Below are 15,828 nucleotides of genomic sequence, written 5' to 3' on the forward strand. Positions count from 1 at the left end.
CACGCACCTTGAATGCGCAGGTAACCGCCAAGCCGCCGCCCGCATGTCCCTTCATCTCAATCACAATGTCAAAGAGCCCGACAACAAATACCGGCAACACTCCATAACCCCGTTCCCAGGGCCTCAAGTGCGCCGATCTGTCGTAGCTGCAAACGGCGATCTAGGCGACCACCGCTGCGGTGAAACCCCTCTAGGCGGGGTCACCGCGGCGGTCAACAACATTTTTCATACCAATGCCTTTTTTGTTGCGCACGAACGTAACATTCCTTCCCTACACCTCTTCACTCTCCGCTGCCGACCGCTGCCCGTAATGGCGCGCCAGCATGGCGCAGGCGATGAGCTGGATCTGGTGGAACAGCATGACCGGCAGCAGGATCACACCGACCTGCGCCGCCGGGAACAACACCCCCGCCATGGGAACGCCGGATGCGAGGCTCTTCTTCGATCCGCAGAATTGCAGGACGATCGCGTCCTCGGGCGACAGCCGCATCACGCGGGCGATCATATAGGTCGCCGCTAGGATCACCCCGAGCAGCAACAGGCATAGCAGGAACAACCGCCCCAGGTCGCCCGGCGAGACGCGGGTCCACAGCCCCTCGACCACTGCGGCGCCGAACGCCGTGTAGACGACGAGCAGGATCGAACCGCGATCGACGACGGTCAACAGGCTCTTATGCCGCCCTACAAAGCCGCCGATCCATGGCCGCAGCAGATGGCCCGCGACGAACGGCGCGAGCAGTTGCAACAGGATGCCTTCTACCGAGGCCAGCGACACCCCTGCCCCGCCCTCTACCTTCATCAGCAACGCGACCAGCGCTGGCGTGACAAGAATGCCAAGCAGGTTGGAAAAAGACGCGCTGCAAATCGCCGCCGCGACATTGCCGCGCGCGATCGCGGTGAAGGCGATGGAGGACTGCACCGTCGACGGTAGCAGCGTCAGGAACAGGATGCCCATCGCCAAGGAGGGGTCCACGCCCGGCAGCCTCGCCATGCCCAATCCCAGTAGAGGAAAAAGGATGAAGGTCGATGCCAGCACTGCCAGGTGCAATGGCCAGTTGCGCAGGCCCGTCCAGATCGCCTCGCGCGAGAGCTTTGCGCCGTGCAGGAAGAAGAGCAGCACGATACCCGCTTCGGCCATATACCCCGCGAAAACGGCAAAGCCGCCCCGGGCGGGCAAAACAGTCGCGACCGTTACCGTCGCCAGCAGGCTGAGGATGAAGGGTTCGAAGACGGAAAACAGGCGCTGGATCATGGGCGCTCCCCGGCTGACGCGCTCCGCACCAATTGAGGCTTCGCCGAAACGCCGTGAAAGCCGCCAGATAGGCAAATCGGGACAGCGACGCTACCCTTTGCAAGGAGATCGATAGCGGAAAGCGGGGGAAGCGCCGAATCGCTCAACCCCCACCCGATCGTCCAGCCGGTGCCGGTCTTTCCGGCGGCGTCCGCTCCCGATTGTCTATTCTGTTTGTGTGGTGGCTGACGATGCATCCTCGTCCTAGGGGAGGTCAGGGCCAAAAAAAGGCCGGTCTTGCGACCGGCCGGAAAGTTTTTAGGAGAGGATGCCTGAAAGGCCCGATCCTTGTGCACCGCAGCACCGGCCGAGGCAATTGCAACATCGGCAATGATGATTGCACACAATGCAATTGGGAGCGTTAACAGGTTTCGCGTGCGCTTGGTTTCATAAGGGGAGCCGCATAATGGCAGGATAGCCCCATCCATCTGGCCCAAGGGGTCTTGCCGAACGCATCGAAGCTGCCGAGATGACCCAAATGACAACGCTCAAGGATGCCGAATGACCACCAATCCGCTGCTCGCCGATACAGACCTGCCTGACTTCGCCGCGATCCGCCCCGAGCATCTGGTGCCCGCCGTCGAGCACATGATCGCCGACGCGCGCGCTGCTGCCGACCGGATCGGCGGATCGAATGCCAGCGACTTTGCCGATGTCGTGCTGGCCAGCGAGCGCGCAGGGTTCGCGATTTCGCGGGGCTGGTCGCCCGCCGGGCACCTCCATTCGGTCGCCGACACCCCCGAGCTGCGCACCGCCTATGCCGAGGCGCAGGCGATGCTGGCCGAATATGGCATGGAGGCGGGCCAGGATCCGCGCCTGTTCGCGGCCTTCAACCGGGTCGATCTGGCGCCCCTGAGCCAGACCGAGGCGCGGACGGTCGAATTGGCGCGACGGGATTTCGCCCTGTCGGGCGTCGGGCTGGATGACCAAGCCAAGACGCAGTTCCGCAAGATCGGCGTCGAACTGAACCGGCTGAGCACCGAATTCAGCAATGCCGTGCTCGATTCCACCGAAGCCTGGAGCGAGCATGTCACCGATGAAGCGCTGCTGTCGGGACTGACCGACAATGCGAAGGCGATCCTTGCCTCCTATGCCGCCGAAAAGGAACTGGACGGCTGGCTGGTGACATTGCGCGAACCGAGCGTTCAGGCGATCCTGACGCAGGCGGACAATCGCGACCTGCGCGCCCGGGTCGCCAAGGCATATGCCACCCGCGCCTCCGACCAGGCGCACGATACCAGCCATGACAATAGCGCAAGGATCGACCGCATTCTGGCGCTACGCCACGAGGCGGCCCGGCTGCTTGGTTTCAAGGACGCCGCCGCACGGTCGGTCGAAACCAAGATGGCACAATCGGCGGACGAAGCGCTGGCCTTTCTGTCCGATCTCGCGGTCCGTGCCCGCCCCTTGGCGGAACGCGAACTGGCCGAGGCGAGCGCCTATGCCGCCGAGACGTTCGGGATCGACAAGCTGGAGCCCTGGGACCTAGGTTATGTCGCCGAGCATATGCGTCGCGAACGCTTCGGCGTCGATCGCGAAGCGATCCGGGCCTATTTCCCCCTGCCCCGCGTCATGGAAGGTACGATCGCACTGATCGAACGACTCTACGGCATTCGTCTGGTCGAACGGACGGGCGTGTCTGTGTGGAATGAAGATGTCCGCTATTATGACGTACAGGACAAGAACGGCGACATTGTCGCTGGCGTCTATTGTGACTTTCATGCGCGTGCGGGCAAGCGGGGCGGCGCGTGGATGGACGTGTGCCGCCCGCGCTTCCGCGACGCCGACCGCTATCATCGCCCGGTCGCCTATCTGACCTGCAACTTTCCGCCTGCGACGGGCGACACCCCCGCCCTGTTGGCGCATGGGGATGTCGTGACGCTGCTGCATGAGTTCGGCCATGTGCTGCACCATCTGCTGACTGAGGTCGACCTGCCCTCGATCGGTGGCATTTCGGGCGTCGAATGGGACGCGGTCGAGCTGCCGAGCCAGTTCATGGAGAATTTCGCCTGGGACCGCGACACACTGACCGCGCTGTCCGCGCATGTCCAAACGGGCGAGCCGCTGCCCGACGATCTGTTCGCCAAGATGCTGGCGGCGCGGCGCTTCCAGGCGGGGTTGTTCCTGCTCCGCCAGATCGAGTTCGCGACCTTCGACCTGCGGCTGCACCGCGATTACGACCCGGCGCAGGGCGGCCGGGTGATGGACGTACTGAACAGCGTGCGCGACGAGGTGGCGGTGATTCGTCCGCCCGAATGGAATCGTTTCCCGCACAGCTTCGCCCACATCTTCGCCGGCGGCTATGCGGCGGGCTATTACAGCTATCTCTGGGCCGAGCTGCTGTCGGCGGATGCCTTTGCCGCCTTTGCCGAGGAAGGCCAGGCGGCGGGCGACCGGTTCCGTCGCGAAGTGCTGGCGCGCGGCGCGAGTCGCCCGGCGGCCGAGAATTTCCGCGCCTTTCGCGGTCGCCCGCCGGAGCCGGACGCGCTGCTGCGCCATCACGGTCTGGCCGCCTGAAACAGGGACCGGGGTCCAGCATGGCGCCCCCGGTTTCGTTCCCACGGCATACGCTGCATCAATAAAAAAAGTCGTTCCGCCACGGGTTCTTAACCCTCTTTGCCTATAGCCTAGCGCATGGAGGATATGCCGTGAGCGGATCGGAACATATTGATTTTGAGCAGCGGCTAGCCGCGTTTAACTACAATGCCGGAAGCTTTTCGACCTTCCCGACGATCAAGCGGGCTATCGAACGTCATGCGCCGGCCGCGCTGACGGCACTGTATCGGCATATCGCCAACACCGTGCAGATACGCGATCTTTTCGCGTCCCCGGCACGAATGGACCATGCCCGCGACAAGCAGATGGAACATTGGCGCAAGCTGTTCTCCGGCCCGCTGGATGGCGATTATGCCGCCTCGTCGACCCATATCGGGCTGGTCCATGCGCGGATCGGGCTCGCACCGACCTGGTACATCAGCGGCTATGCCCGGATGCTGGAGCATGTCCTGCCCAAGCTGATCCTGGGGCGGCTGCTCTGGCCGTTCGGCGCCGCCCGTCGCGCGCGAGCCGCCAGTGCGCTGGTCAAGGCGTCGCTGATCGATATGGACATCGCACTCGCCGCCTATTTCGAGGCCGAGCAGGCCGGTCGTCGCGCGGTGATCGAGCGCTGCGGGGCAGTGTTCGACCGGATGGCGAAGGGGGACCTGACCGCCTCGCTGGACGGATTGCCCACCGAATATCAGGCGCTGACCGACAGTTTCGAGGCGATGCGGACACAGATGTGCGCCACGTTGGGCGTCGTAACCCAATCGGGCGAGCAGATCCGCGTCGGCTCGGGCGATATTCGCCAGGCGTCTGACGACCTGTCCGATCGTACCAGGCAGCAGGCGGCCTCGCTGGAGGAAACCGCCGCCGCGATGCAACAGATCACCTCCACGGTCCGCCAGACGGCCGACGGTGCCACGCGCGCCAATCGGATTGTCGGCGAGGCCCGGCAGGAGGCCGAAGAATCGGGTCAGATCGTCCGCCGCGCCGTCGAGGCGATGGGCGGGATCGAACGCGCCTCGGCCGAAATCAGCGAGATCATCACCGTCATCGACGGCATCTCGTTCCAGACCAACCTGCTCGCGCTGAACGCAGGCGTCGAGGCGGCGCGCGCAGGCGAAGCCGGCAAGGGTTTCGCGGTCGTCGCCAGCGAGGTCCGCGCCCTGGCGCAACGATCGGCGGAGGCGGCCAAGGACGTCAAGACGCGCATCCTTTCTTCCTCGAACCAGATCGGCGCGGGTGTCGAACTGGTCAACGAGGCGGGCGAAGCCCTTCAGCGGATCATCGGCCGGATCGGCGAGATCAGCAATCAGGTGTCGCAGATCGCCGCCTCGGCCAGCCAGCAGTCGATCGGCCTGCAACAGGTCAACACCGCCGTCGCCGAGATGGACGGCGTCACCCAATGCAACTCCGCCATGGTCGAACAGGCCAGCGAGGCGGCCCGTACCCTGGCCCAGGAGGCCGAGACGCTGGCCCGCGAGGTTGCGCGCTTCCGCCTGAGCGATGTGACGGGCGATCCGCGCAATCCGGTCCACCAGATGCAACGGCGACTGGCGGCGGCCTGATCCCTATCCCCCAGGGCAAACTAGGCTCCGGCGAAAGCCGGGGCCTTTTTTTTGGGAGAGTGCCGTTGTTAACAGGGCCATGGCCCCTCCCCCCACCGGGACGAATTCACGATGTCATGCGCGGCGCGCTTCGAACGCCGAAAACCGCCCATGGGAAGACCCGGGCGGCGAAGGCATCAGCGATATCCAAGGGGTGGTGGAGCCGAGGGGGATCGAACCCCTGACCTCTGCAATGCCATTGCAGCGCTCTCCCAGCTGAGCTACGGCCCCATCGATTTCGGTACGAGCCCGGCGGGATGCGGACTGGCCCGTCAGCGCATTGGAAAATGCGGCTGTTCCGGCGGAATGGTGGAGCCGAGGGGGATCGAACCCCTGACCTCTGCAATGCCATTGCAGCGCTCTCCCAGCTGAGCTACGGCCCCGTTCCGCTGTGGAGGCAGCCCACTAGCGGGGCCGCCGTGGCTCGGCAAGCACTTTTTTCAAGCACCCGCCGAGCCCTTCGGACACCTTAGTGTTCGTCGTCCTCGCTGGACGTTTCGACGCCCAGATCGTCGTCGCCGCCCAGATCGACTTCATCGTCGGGCGAGGGCTCTTCGTCCTCACCGGTGATGTCCAGATCCTCGTCGTCGCCGCCCGCCAGATCGCTGTCGGCTTCCTTGTTCTCGGGCTTGGCCTGCTCGAACGGCAGGGGCTGCTTCGACTTCAGGATGGGCTCGGGCTCCCACTGCGTCCCGCAATTGATGCAGGTGACGGGGTCGTCCTTTTCGAGGTCGTAGAAGCGCGTCGCGCATTTCGGGCACGTACGCTTCGTGCCCCATTCCGGCTTGATCATGCCGTTCATACCTTTCGGATTGGGTTTTCCGCCGGAGCGAAAAGTGGGCGCGCCTTGCCACAGCGCAAGCCCCCTGTCAAAAGCCCGCGCCATCTATGGCCCACACCCTTCCCCAACCTCGCACCGTGCGAGCCGCCGCCGCCCTTCGCGGTACCATCGCCGTTCCGGGCGACAAATCGATCAGCCACCGCTCGCTGATGCTCTCCGCTCTCGCGGTCGGTGAAAGCCGGGTCCAGGGCCTGCTGGAGGGCGAGGACGTGCTCGCCACCGCCGCCGCGATGCGCGCGATGGGTGCCGACATCGTGCGCCAGGATGACGGTGTGTGGGTGATCCACGGCGTCGGCGTCGGCGGGCTGCTCCAGCCGGAGACCGCACTCGACATGGGCAATTCAGGCACCTCGACGCGTCTGCTCATGGGCCTGGTCGCCAGCCATCCGATCACCACGACCTTCATCGGCGACGCCTCGCTGTCCAAGCGCCCGATGGGCCGCGTCATCGAACCGCTGTCGCAAATGGGCGCGCAGTTCCAGGATACGCCCGGCGGCCGCCTGCCGCTGATGGTCCGGGGGATCAGCCCGGCGGTGCCGATCCGCTACACCCTGCCCGTCGCCTCGGCACAGGTGAAGTCGGCGATCCTGCTGGCGGGTCTCAACACGCCGGGCCAGACGACGGTGATCGAGCCCATCGCGACCCGCGACCATAGCGAGCGAATGCTGGCGGGTTTCGGCGCCAAGCTGACCGTCACCCCTTCCCCCGAAGGCCGGATCATCACGATCAGCGGGGAAGCCGAGTTGCAGCCGCAGAATATTGTCGTACCCGGCGATCCGTCCTCGGCCGCCTTCTGGCTGGTCGCGGGCTCGGTCGTGCCGGGCGCCGACGTGACGATCACCAATGTCGGCATGAACCCGACCCGCACCGGCATCATCGCCGCGCTCAAGATGATGGGCGCCGACATAACCGAGCTTGATTCGCGTATCGTCGGCGGCGAGCCGGTTGCCGATCTACGGGTCCGCCATGCGCCCCTGTCGGCGATCGAGGTGCCCCCCGAACTGACGCCGAGCATGATCGACGAATATCCGGTGCTGTTCGTGGCCGCCGCCTTTGCGACCGGCACGACCATCGCGCGCGGCGCGGAGGAGCTGCGCGTCAAGGAGTCGGACCGCATCACCGCCATGGCCGAGGCGCTGGGCGCGTGCGGCGTCGCTTGCGAGGAATTTGAGGACGGCATGGCCGTCACCGGCACCGGCGGCGATCCGATCCCCGGCGGCGCAACCATCGCGACGCAGCTCGACCACCGCATCGCCATGAGCATGACGATCGCAGCTCTCAACGCCCGCAATCCCATCACACTGGATGACGCCGCGCCCGTCGCGACCAGCTATCCTGTCTTCTTCGACACGCTGGAGAAGCTGGGAGCCTTCGCATGATCATTGCCGTCGACGGCCCCGCCGCCAGCGGCAAGGGCACCATCGCCCGTGCGCTCGCCAAGCACTACGGCCTGCCGCATCTCGACACCGGGCTGCTGTATCGCGCGGTGGCGGCGACGGTGCGCAATATGCATCTGGACCCGACCCGGGAAGCCGATGCGGTCGCCGCGTGCAGTTTCGACGACAGTCTGCTCGCCGATCCGGCCCTGCGCGACGACGAGACGGGCAAGCTCGCCTCGGTCGTCTCGGCGCATCCGCTGGTCCGGTCCGCGCTCCTCCAGCGGCAAAAGCGTTTCGCGCAGCAACCCGGCGGCGCGATCCTCGACGGACGCGACATCGGCACGGTGATCGCCCCGGACGCCGACGCCAAGCTGTTTGTGAAAGCCAGTCCGCAGGTCCGCGCACGGCGGCGGCATAACGAGTTGGCGGCGAATGGCTCGACCGCGACATTCGAGCAGGTGCTGGCCGACATCCGCGCCCGCGACGAACGCGACAGCGGTCGGGCGACCGCCCCCCTCACCCAGGCAGCGGATGCGGCGGCGCTGGACACATCCAGCCTGACGATCGAAGCCGCCGTCGCCCGCGCGATCCAGTTCGTCGACGCGCAGGTCGCGGCGAAGGGGAGTCTCTGATATTCCTCCCTTCTAAGGGGAAGTGGCGCGCGGAGCGCGACGGAGGGGTGTAGGCCTCTCGATAGCGGGACACCCCTCCACCAGCTTCGCTGGTCCCCCTCCCCTTACAGGGGCGGAAGATGCCAGTCCCTCACCTTGCGCAAAACCCCATTTTCCGCTAAGGCGCTCCCGCTCGCGGACTCTGTTCCGCGGAGAGGCTGACGCCGGGTCTTGCCCTTGGCGTCCTTTCCGCATTTGTCGCGGACCGCCGCTTTTCCGTGTTTCAGCCACATCTTCGGGCTTGGTGGCGTCGGCATGGGGTCGGCGCGGCCATCGTCGAAGGTTTCGGGAATGCCCCGGACCGGAGGCGGAAAACTATCAGGAACCTAACCCTTTTATGGCAACCAACCCCCAGCCCACGCGCGACGATTTCGCGGCGATGCTCGATGACATGTTCGGCGGTGCCGACAGCTTCGAGGGTCGCGTCGTGCATGGCACCGTCACCGCGATCGAAAACGACATGGCCGTCATCGACGTCGGTCTGAAGTCGGAAGGCCGTGTGCCCCTCCGCGAATTCGCTGCCCCCGGCCAGAAGGCCGACCTGAAGGTCGGTGACGAGGTCGAGGTCTATGTCGACCGCGTCGAGAACATGCACGGCGAAGCGATGCTCAGCCGCGATCGCGCCCGCCGCGAAGCCGCCTGGGACAAGCTGGAACTCGAATTCTCGAAGTCGGCCCGCGTCGAAGGCGTGATCTTCGGCCGCGTGAAGGGTGGCTTCACCGTCGACCTGAACGGCGCCGTGGCGTTCCTGCCCGGCTCGCAGGTTGATATCCGCCCCGTCCGCGACGTCACCCCGCTGATGGATATCCCGCAGCCGTTCCAGATCCTGAAGATGGACCGCAAGCGCGGCAACATCGTCGTGTCGCGTCGCGCGGTCCTGGAAGAAACCCGCGCCGAGCAGCGTTCGGGCCTGATCCAGAGCCTGGCCGAGGGTCAGATCATCGACGGCGTCGTCAAGAACATCACCGACTATGGTGCGTTCGTCGACCTGGGCGGCATCGACGGCCTGCTGCACGTCACCGACCTGTCGTACAAGCGCGTCAATCATCCGTCGGAGATGATCGCGATCGGCGACACCGTGAAGGTGCAGATCATCCGCATCAACAAGGACACGCAGCGCATCTCGCTCGGCATGAAGCAGCTCGAGAGCGATCCGTGGGATGGTGCCGGTTCCAAGTATCCGGTCGGCGCCAAGCTGTCGGGCCGCGTCACGAACATCACCGAATATGGTGCGTTCGTCGAGCTCGAGCCGGGCATCGAAGGGCTGGTCCACGTGTCGGAAATGTCCTGGACCAAGAAGAACGTCCATCCGGGCAAGATCGTGTCGACCTCGCAGGAAGTCGATGTCGTGGTCCTGGAAGTCGATCAGGAAAAGCGCCGCATCAGCCTCGGCCTCAAGCAGGCTCAGGCCAATCCGTGGGAAGCGTTCGCCGCTGCCCATCCGATCGGCTCGACCGTCGAGGGCGAAGTCAAGAACGCGACCGAGTTCGGCCTGTTCATCGGCCTGGACAACGATGTCGACGGCATGGTCCACATGTCGGACATCGCCTGGGGCGTGTCGGGTGAGGATGCCCTCAACCTGCACCGCAAGGGCGAAGTCGTTCAGGCCGTGGTTCTGGACATCGACCCCGAGAAGGAGCGTATCTCGCTCGGCATGAAGCAGCTCGAGCGCGGCGGCCCCGTCGCTGGCGGCGTGGCTGCGGCTGGCGATCGCCTGAACAAGAACCAGGTCGTCACCGTGACCGTCCTCGAAGTCCGCGATGCGGGCCTCGAAGTCCAGGCGGGCGACGATGGCGCGACCGGCTTCATCAAGCGCACCGATCTGGGTCGCGACCGTGACGAGCAGCGCCCCGAGCGCTTCCAGGTCGGCCAGAAGTTCGACGCGATGGTCACCGGCTTCGATCGTTCGAAGAAGCCGACCTTCTCGGTCAAGGCGATGCAGATCGCCGAAGAGAAGCAGGCGGTGGCTCAGTACGGTTCGTCCGACTCGGGCGCCTCGCTGGGCGATATTCTGGGCGAAGCGCTGAAGGCGCGCACTCAGAAGTAAGTCACTGGACCGGGACACGTTTTCACGAAACGTGTCCCGGTTTCGGGCAAACGACACGGCGACGCACTTTATCGTATAATAAAAATACTTTCAGCAGCGAGAAACACAGGTTAGGAGCGGCTGGTCTGAAGCTTAGGACTAGACGATGATCCGTTCGGAACTGGTGCAGAAAATTGGTCAGCGTAATCCGGGTCTGAACCCGCGCGAGGTTGAGCTGATCGTCACGATTTTCTTCGACGAAATCACCAAGCGGTTGGCGGGCGACGGTCGTGTCGAACTCCGCGGCTTTGGCGCCTTTTCGACCCGCTCGCGCGGTGCTCGCACCGGCCGCAACCCGCGCACCGGCGAAACCGTCGATGTCTGCGCCAAGCGCGTCCCCTATTTCAAACCCGGCAAGGAAATGCGTGCGCGCCTGAACGTCGAAGCCGACTGATCCGGCCTGCGCCACCGGGCGCTGTGAACACGGCGATTCTGGCTTTCCGGCCGCTGTACCCTTGACCTTCGCGGCAACCTCGTATCTTCGTGAGCGGGTGCGCGGACGTGGCGAAACCGGTAGACGCTGCCGACTTAAAATCGGCTTCCCCTGGAGTGCGGGTTCGAGTCCCGCCGTCCGCACCATCACGATGGGCGCCGCCCTGCTGGCGGCGACTGCATGTGAGCGTCGAACCGATCACGGCGCGGTGATTGTCAGCACGATACCCTCCGCCATCGCCTCAACCCGGGCGGCCGTGCCGGCCCCGACCGATAGCGATACGTCGCACCGTGTCCTGCGCGACGCACTGGCGCAGGGATTGGTCCGGTTCGATGCCAACGGCCAGATCGAGCCGGGTTTGGCGGAACGCTGGATCGTCATCGACGAGGGAGGCAGCTTCATCTTCCGCCTGCGCGAGGCCAAGTGGAATGACGGCTCCCCCGTCACCGCCGAGCAGGTCGTGCCGATCCTGCGTCATTTGGTGTCGCCGCGTTCGGGCAATCCGCTGGCACCCTTCCTGACCGCGATCGACGAGATCGTCGTGATGACCCCGCAGGTGATCGAGATCCGCCTCTCGCGTCCCCGCCCCGACCTGCTCAAGCTGTTCGCCCAGCCCGAAATGGCGATCATCGACCGGGGGCGTCGTGGCACCGGGCCGTTCCGCATCGTCCGGACCGGACCGCCCCCGCTGTTGCGCCCCATCCCCGATCCCCGTCGCGCCGAGCCCGAGGGCGACGCCACGCCCGAGCCGGAGCAGGATGTCCGTCTGATCGCCGAAAGCCCGGCGCGCGCCATTCTCCGTTTCGCGCAAGGGCAGTCCGACCTGGTGCTGGGCGGTCGGTTCGAGACGTGGCCGCTGCTCAATTCCGTCCCGATCAGCCAAGCTGCGATCCGGATCGATCCGGCGGCCGGACTTTTCGGCCTGGGCATCGTCAACCGCGATGGTTTCCTGGGTGACGCCGCCAATCGTCAAGCGCTATCCGCCGCGTTCGACCGCGCCGCGATGCTGGCGGCGGTCGCGCCCAATTGGGAAGCAGCCGATCGCCTGCTACCCGACGCGCTCGATTCGGATGCGCCACCGCAAATTCCTGGCTGGGCGCTGCTCAATCTGAATGAGCGGCGCAGCGGCGCGCGCGCGCGTGTCGCCGCCTGGGGCCAGCCGGTGCGGCTGCGCATCGCCATGCCGCAGGGGCCAGGTGCGAATCTGCTTTACGGCCAGATCGGCGCAACCTTACTCGCGGTGGGCATCACGCCGGAACGGGTGGCGATCTCCGCTCCCGCCGATTTGCGCCTGATCGACGCGGTCGCTCCCTATGACAGCGCTCGCTGGTATCTCGCCACCGCCTGTGCGCCCTGCGGCGAGGCGGCGATGGCCGCAATCGAACAGGCCCGGCTTGCCCCCACGCTGGCGGGGCGGAGCGCAGCGATCGCGGCGGCGGATGCCGCGGTGAATGCCGACGCGCCCTTCATCTCGCTCGCGCGTCCGCTGCGCTGGTCGCTTGCCACGGCCCGACTGCGTCAGTTCCAGACCAATGCCCGGGCCTGGCATCCATTGAACCGATTGCGCGCCGACACCAATTGAGTCGCATGGCCAAAGCATCCCGTATCGATCCCACCACTTTCGACGCGCTTCCCCTGGGCAAGGGCATCGCGGCGAGCCGCCAGCGGATCGAGGCGATCGAGCGGCTGCTGGAGCGGGTCGTCGTCGTGCCCGGCATCAACCGGCCGATCGGGCTGGACGTGATGCTGGGCTTGGTGCCCATCGTCGGCGACATCGCCGCCGCCGCGCTGGGCAGCTACATCATCTGGGAAGCGCGCAACCTGGGCCTATCCCGATTGCAGATGGCGCGGATGATGGGCAATGTCGGCTTTGATGCGCTGCTGGGGCTGGTGCCGCTGGTCGGCGATGCCGCGGATATTCTGTTCCGCTCGAACACCCGCAACCTGCGGATTATCCGCAAGCATCTGGACAAGCATCACCCCTCCAGCGTGGTACTGGAGGGGTAAGCCCGGTCAGCGGGACCCGCGCCAGATTTTCAGCGACGCATTGGATGACAATCCGCCCTGATGCGCCGGGCAGCGAGCCGGCCGGAACGCCTTGTTCAGGCAGATCCAGATTTCGTCCAGCCAGCCTTCGCGCGTCGCGGTGACGCGCATCATGTCGGCGGTCATGCCCCGGTTGGCCGCCGCAAAGGCGGTTGCGAGATCACCCGCCGTCAGCAAATTCCGCCGCGACAACCCGTCCATGTCTGGGAAGCGCAAGCCATAATAGAGCGCGTTCGAACGCTCGAAATAGCTCGCCGGGCTGTACCGCGCCATGCAGGTGCCGTGCTTGGCCCATTCATGCTGCATAAGCTGCGCCGAGGGGGTGGCACAGATGTGGCGGCGGACCACTGCCCGCGGGAGAATGGCGGTTGGGCGGCAATATTGCGGCCAGTCCTTGCCCACGCCATCCGGCCACAACCCATGCAGCGTAAAGCCGAAACGATTGGCCCCGCCGCACTGAAAGCTGCTGTCCCCCTTCGCATCGCGGCAATATTGCGGGCTCCAGGTGATGGCCAGCGTATAGCCACCGATCGGCAGTATGCGGGTCGGCTGGCTCTGGCTGGGCAGATCGGGGCGGATCGACTGCGGGCCGCTCGGCGCGGTGCATTGCAGCGTTTGTGCCGACAGAATTTGCGGCACGGCGAGCAGCGCCAGGCCGATAACGACGTGTTTCATGCTTCGCTCACCTCCGCCATCGCGCGATACCAGGCCAGGGCGTTGGGTCGCATCAACATCACCACCGCGACCAGCGACGCGGCCGCCTGCACTGCGGTCAACACGCCGAACACCCCCTCGGCCAGCGCACCCACCGACACCTGATAAAGAAACCCGAGCAGGTTCAGGATCGTCAGCACGACCAACAGCCCCAGCCCGATCCGGCTGGCGAACCGGGTGGTCAACAGCGTGCCGAGCAGGAACAAGCCGATCAACAGGCCATTGGCGATGAAAGCGATTGCCACCCCCGCCTGCGCGACCGTGTCGCCCCAGCCGATGACCGCCAGCACCACCAGCAGCAGGATGGCGAAGAGCGATAGCCGCTCACCCAATATCACCGACTTCGGTCGCACGATCTTTCCTCCCAAGCGCGCCTCAGGCGGCCGCGAAATCCAGTCCGATATCGGCCGCCGGGGCCGATTGGGTCAAGCGCCCCACGCTGACATAGGTGACGCCCGATTCCGCGATGGCACGAATGGTATCAAGCCGGACGCCCCCAGACGCCTCGGTGGGCACCCGCCCCGCGACCAGCGCGACCCCCTCGGCCAATTGCGTCGGGTTCATATTGTCGAGCAGCAAATGAGTTGCCCCCGCCGCCAGCGCGGGTTCGATCTGGTCGAGTGCGTCGACCTCGACGATGATCCGCGCGATCCCGGCCGCCTTGGCCGCCGTGACGGCCGGGCCGATGCCGCCCGCGACCGCGACATGATTGTCCTTGATCATCGCTGCGTCCCACAGACCCATGCGATGGTTCTGCGCGCCGCCCATGCGGGTGGCGTATTTCTCGACCAGACGAAGGCCGGGAATGGTCTTGCGCGTATCGAGCAACGTCGCGCCCGTGCCCGCTATCGCCGCGACATAGGCCGAGGTCATCGTCGCGATACCCGACAGATGCTGGACGGTGTTCAGCGCAGACCGCTCGGCGGTCAGCATCGCGCGCGCCTTGCCGGACAGGCGGAGCAGTTCGGTGCCCGCCGGAACGCTCGTGCCGTCCTCGACCAACCGTTCGATCACGACCTCTGGGTCGAGATGCCGGAAGAACGCCTCGGCAAGGGGCAGCCCGGCGACGGTGATCGCGTCGCGGCTGGCCATGGTGCCGATGAAGCGCGCATCCTCCGGGATGACCGCCGCCGACGTGATGTCGCCGCCCGGCCCCAGATCCTCGGCCAGCGTCGCCTGCACGAAGCCGTTGAGGTCGAACCCTTCTATCACGCCTTCAGTCACTGGCGCGGACCCAGATCGCCCTTGCCGACCGTCCCGCTGGCGAGCGTCAGCATCGCGTCAAGGCTCTTCTTGGCCTGGAGCCGCAGGCCTTCCTCGATCTCGACGCGCGGCGTCAGGTCGCGCAGCGCGAGGTACAGCTTCTCCATGGTGTTGAGCGCCATATAGGGGCAGATATTGCAGTTGCAGTTGCCGTCCGCGCCGGGCGCGCCGATGAAAGTCTTGCCCGGCATCGCCTTTTGCATCTGGTGGATGATGTGCGGCTCGGTCGCGACGATCAGCGTGTCGCCGGGAACCGTTTGCGCAAACTCCAGGATACCACGTGTCGAACCGACATAATCCGCATGATCCAGAATGACGGCGGGGCATTCGGGATGTGCGGCGATCGGCGCGTCCGGGTGCTGGGCGCGCAGCTTGAGGAGTTCGGTTTCGCTGAACGCCTCATGCACGATGCACACGCCCGGCCAGAGCAGCATGTCGCGGCCCGTCTTGCGCGCAAGGTAGCCGCCCAGATTGCGGTCGGGGCCGAAGATGATCTTCTGCGCAGGGTCGATCTGCGCCAGGATCTGCTCCGCCGAGGAGGACGTGACGATGATGTCGGACAGCGCCTTCACCTCGGTCGAGCAGTTGATATAGGTCAGCGCGATGTGATCCGGGTGCTGCGCGCGGAACTCGGCGAATTGGTCGGGCGGGCAGCTGTCCTCCAGACTGCACCCGGCCGCCATGTCGGGCAACACGACGATCTTTTCCGGCGACAGGATCTTCGCCGTCTCGGCCATGAAGCGCACGCCGCAAAAGGCGATGACGTCCGCGTCGGTCGCCTGCGCCTTGCGGCTGAGGTCCAGGCTGTCGCCGACGAAATCGGCCAGATCCTGAATCTCGGGCTTCTGATAATAATGGGCGAGGATGACGGCGTTACGTTCCTTGCGGAGCCGGTCGATCTCGGCGCGCAGGTCGAGGCCCGTCAGATTCGTCTGGATGGTCATGGCATTCCCCCT

14 protein-coding genes and 3 tRNA genes are annotated in these 15,828 nt (G+C 65.5%); 9 read left to right on the plus strand and 8 right to left on the minus strand.

Annotated features, from left to right (window positions below; translation table 11 throughout):
* Window positions 1-271 precede the first annotated feature (271 nt).
* On the minus strand, window positions 272-1,252 hold the full coding sequence (locus GGR45_RS15210; RefSeq protein WP_175310697.1) for a bile acid:sodium symporter family protein: 981 nt from the start codon (window positions 1,250-1,252) through the stop codon (window positions 272-274).
* Between the two features lie 540 nt (window positions 1,253-1,792).
* Between GGR45_RS15210 and GGR45_RS15215 the strand changes: the two genes are divergently transcribed.
* On the plus strand, window positions 1,793-3,808 hold the full coding sequence (locus tag GGR45_RS15215; protein ID WP_175310698.1) for a M3 family metallopeptidase: 2,016 nt from the start codon (window positions 1,793-1,795) through the stop codon (window positions 3,806-3,808).
* Window positions 3,809-3,939: 131 nt separating this feature from the next.
* A complete protein-coding gene (locus tag GGR45_RS15220; RefSeq protein WP_175310699.1) occupies window positions 3,940-5,400 on the plus strand; it encodes a globin-coupled sensor protein in 1,461 nt (486 codons plus the stop codon).
* 194 nt (window positions 5,401-5,594) lie between these two features.
* Here GGR45_RS15220 and GGR45_RS15225 read toward each other — a convergent pair.
* From GGR45_RS15225 to GGR45_RS15235, 3 genes are all read right to left on the minus strand, one after another.
* Window positions 5,595-5,670, minus strand: a tRNA-Ala gene (locus GGR45_RS15225).
* 76 nt (window positions 5,671-5,746) lie between these two features.
* Window positions 5,747-5,822, minus strand: a tRNA-Ala gene (locus tag GGR45_RS15230).
* An 86-nt stretch (window positions 5,823-5,908) separates the two neighbouring features.
* Window positions 5,909-6,232: a TIGR02300 family protein gene (locus tag GGR45_RS15235; protein ID WP_175310700.1), complete on the minus strand. Its 324-nt coding sequence runs from the start codon at window positions 6,230-6,232 to the stop codon at window positions 5,909-5,911.
* A 95-nt stretch (window positions 6,233-6,327) separates the two neighbouring features.
* Between GGR45_RS15235 and aroA the strand changes: the two genes are divergently transcribed.
* The 7 genes from aroA to GGR45_RS15270 all read left to right on the plus strand — a co-directional run bounded on the left by aroA (window position 6,328) and on the right by GGR45_RS15270 (window position 12,856).
* Window positions 6,328-7,659 carry a 3-phosphoshikimate 1-carboxyvinyltransferase gene (gene aroA, locus GGR45_RS15240; RefSeq protein WP_175310701.1) on the plus strand — a complete coding sequence of 444 codons (1,332 nt, stop codon included), beginning with the start codon at window positions 6,328-6,330 and terminating at the stop codon, window positions 7,657-7,659.
* Window positions 7,656-8,291: a (d)CMP kinase gene (cmk, locus tag GGR45_RS15245; RefSeq protein WP_175310702.1), complete on the plus strand. Its 636-nt coding sequence runs from the start codon at window positions 7,656-7,658 to the stop codon at window positions 8,289-8,291. The genes aroA and cmk overlap by 4 nt, the downstream gene beginning before the upstream one ends.
* A 376-nt stretch (window positions 8,292-8,667) precedes the next feature.
* Complete coding sequence (gene rpsA / locus GGR45_RS15250; protein ID WP_175310703.1) at window positions 8,668-10,377, plus strand: 30S ribosomal protein S1; 1,710 nt, start codon at window positions 8,668-8,670, stop codon at window positions 10,375-10,377.
* 145 nt (window positions 10,378-10,522) lie between these two features.
* Window positions 10,523-10,810, plus strand: coding sequence for an integration host factor subunit beta (locus tag GGR45_RS15255; protein ID WP_175310704.1), 288 nt, complete (start codon window positions 10,523-10,525; stop codon window positions 10,808-10,810).
* Between the two features lie 101 nt (window positions 10,811-10,911).
* Window positions 10,912-10,995, plus strand: a tRNA-Leu gene (locus tag GGR45_RS15260).
* 5 nt (window positions 10,996-11,000) lie between these two features.
* On the plus strand, window positions 11,001-12,431 hold the full coding sequence (locus GGR45_RS15265; RefSeq protein WP_175310705.1) for an ABC transporter substrate-binding protein: 1,431 nt from the start codon (window positions 11,001-11,003) through the stop codon (window positions 12,429-12,431).
* Between the two features lie 5 nt (window positions 12,432-12,436).
* The gene (locus GGR45_RS15270) at window positions 12,437-12,856 is read left to right on the plus strand and encodes a DUF4112 domain-containing protein (RefSeq protein ID WP_175310706.1); all 420 of its coding nucleotides are present in this window, start codon (window positions 12,437-12,439) and stop codon (window positions 12,854-12,856) included.
* A gap of 6 nt (window positions 12,857-12,862) precedes the next feature.
* Here GGR45_RS15270 and GGR45_RS15275 read toward each other — a convergent pair whose 3' ends face one another.
* Genes GGR45_RS15275 through nadA form a run of 4 tightly spaced genes read right to left on the minus strand, consistent with a single transcriptional unit; the run spans window position 12,863 to window position 15,816 of the window.
* Window positions 12,863-13,570 (minus strand): ribonuclease T2 family protein, encoded by a 708-nt coding sequence (locus GGR45_RS15275; protein WP_175310707.1) that lies wholly within the window; start codon window positions 13,568-13,570, stop codon window positions 12,863-12,865.
* Window positions 13,567-13,962, minus strand: a complete 396-nt coding sequence (locus GGR45_RS15280; protein ID WP_175310708.1) for a hypothetical protein — start codon at window positions 13,960-13,962, stop codon at window positions 13,567-13,569. Before GGR45_RS15280 ends, GGR45_RS15275 begins: the two co-directional genes overlap by 4 nt.
* A 22-nt stretch (window positions 13,963-13,984) precedes the next feature.
* Complete coding sequence (nadC, locus tag GGR45_RS15285; RefSeq protein ID WP_285139296.1) at window positions 13,985-14,833, minus strand: carboxylating nicotinate-nucleotide diphosphorylase; 849 nt, start codon at window positions 14,831-14,833, stop codon at window positions 13,985-13,987.
* Window positions 14,830-15,816 (minus strand): quinolinate synthase NadA, encoded by a 987-nt coding sequence (gene nadA / locus GGR45_RS15290; RefSeq protein ID WP_175310709.1) that lies wholly within the window; start codon window positions 15,814-15,816, stop codon window positions 14,830-14,832. The genes nadC and nadA overlap by 4 nt, the downstream gene beginning before the upstream one ends.
* Window positions 15,817-15,828: the final 12 nt, after the last annotated feature.

This window comes from Sphingomonas zeae, from assembly GCF_014197135.1.
Taxonomy (GTDB): domain Bacteria; phylum Pseudomonadota; class Alphaproteobacteria; order Sphingomonadales; family Sphingomonadaceae; genus Sphingomonas; species Sphingomonas zeae.

Bases quoted from the DNA above. Each gene is read 5' to 3' on its own strand.
- rpsA (WP_175310703.1), top strand. From the start codon at position 8,668: ATGGCAACCAACCCCCAGCCCACGCGCGACGATTTCGCGGCGATGCTC.
- cmk (WP_175310702.1), top strand. From the start codon at position 7,656: ATGATCATTGCCGTCGACGGCCCCGCCGCCAGCGGCAAGGGCACCATC.
- GGR45_RS15235 (WP_175310700.1), bottom strand. From the start codon at position 6,232: ATGATCAAGCCGGAATGGGGCACGAAGCGTACGTGCCCGAAATGCGCG.
- GGR45_RS15215 (WP_175310698.1), top strand. From the start codon at position 1,793: ATGACCACCAATCCGCTGCTCGCCGATACAGACCTGCCTGACTTCGCC.
- GGR45_RS15255 (WP_175310704.1), top strand. From the start codon at position 10,523: ATGATCCGTTCGGAACTGGTGCAGAAAATTGGTCAGCGTAATCCGGGT.
- aroA (WP_175310701.1), top strand. From the start codon at position 6,328: ATGGCCCACACCCTTCCCCAACCTCGCACCGTGCGAGCCGCCGCCGCC.
- GGR45_RS15275 (WP_175310707.1), bottom strand. From the start codon at position 13,570: ATGAAACACGTCGTTATCGGCCTGGCGCTGCTCGCCGTGCCGCAAATT.
- GGR45_RS15265 (WP_175310705.1), top strand. From the start codon at position 11,001: ATGGGCGCCGCCCTGCTGGCGGCGACTGCATGTGAGCGTCGAACCGAT.
- GGR45_RS15270 (WP_175310706.1), top strand. From the start codon at position 12,437: ATGGCCAAAGCATCCCGTATCGATCCCACCACTTTCGACGCGCTTCCC.
- nadA (WP_175310709.1), bottom strand. From the start codon at position 15,816: ATGACCATCCAGACGAATCTGACGGGCCTCGACCTGCGCGCCGAGATC.
- GGR45_RS15210 (WP_175310697.1), bottom strand. From the start codon at position 1,252: ATGATCCAGCGCCTGTTTTCCGTCTTCGAACCCTTCATCCTCAGCCTG.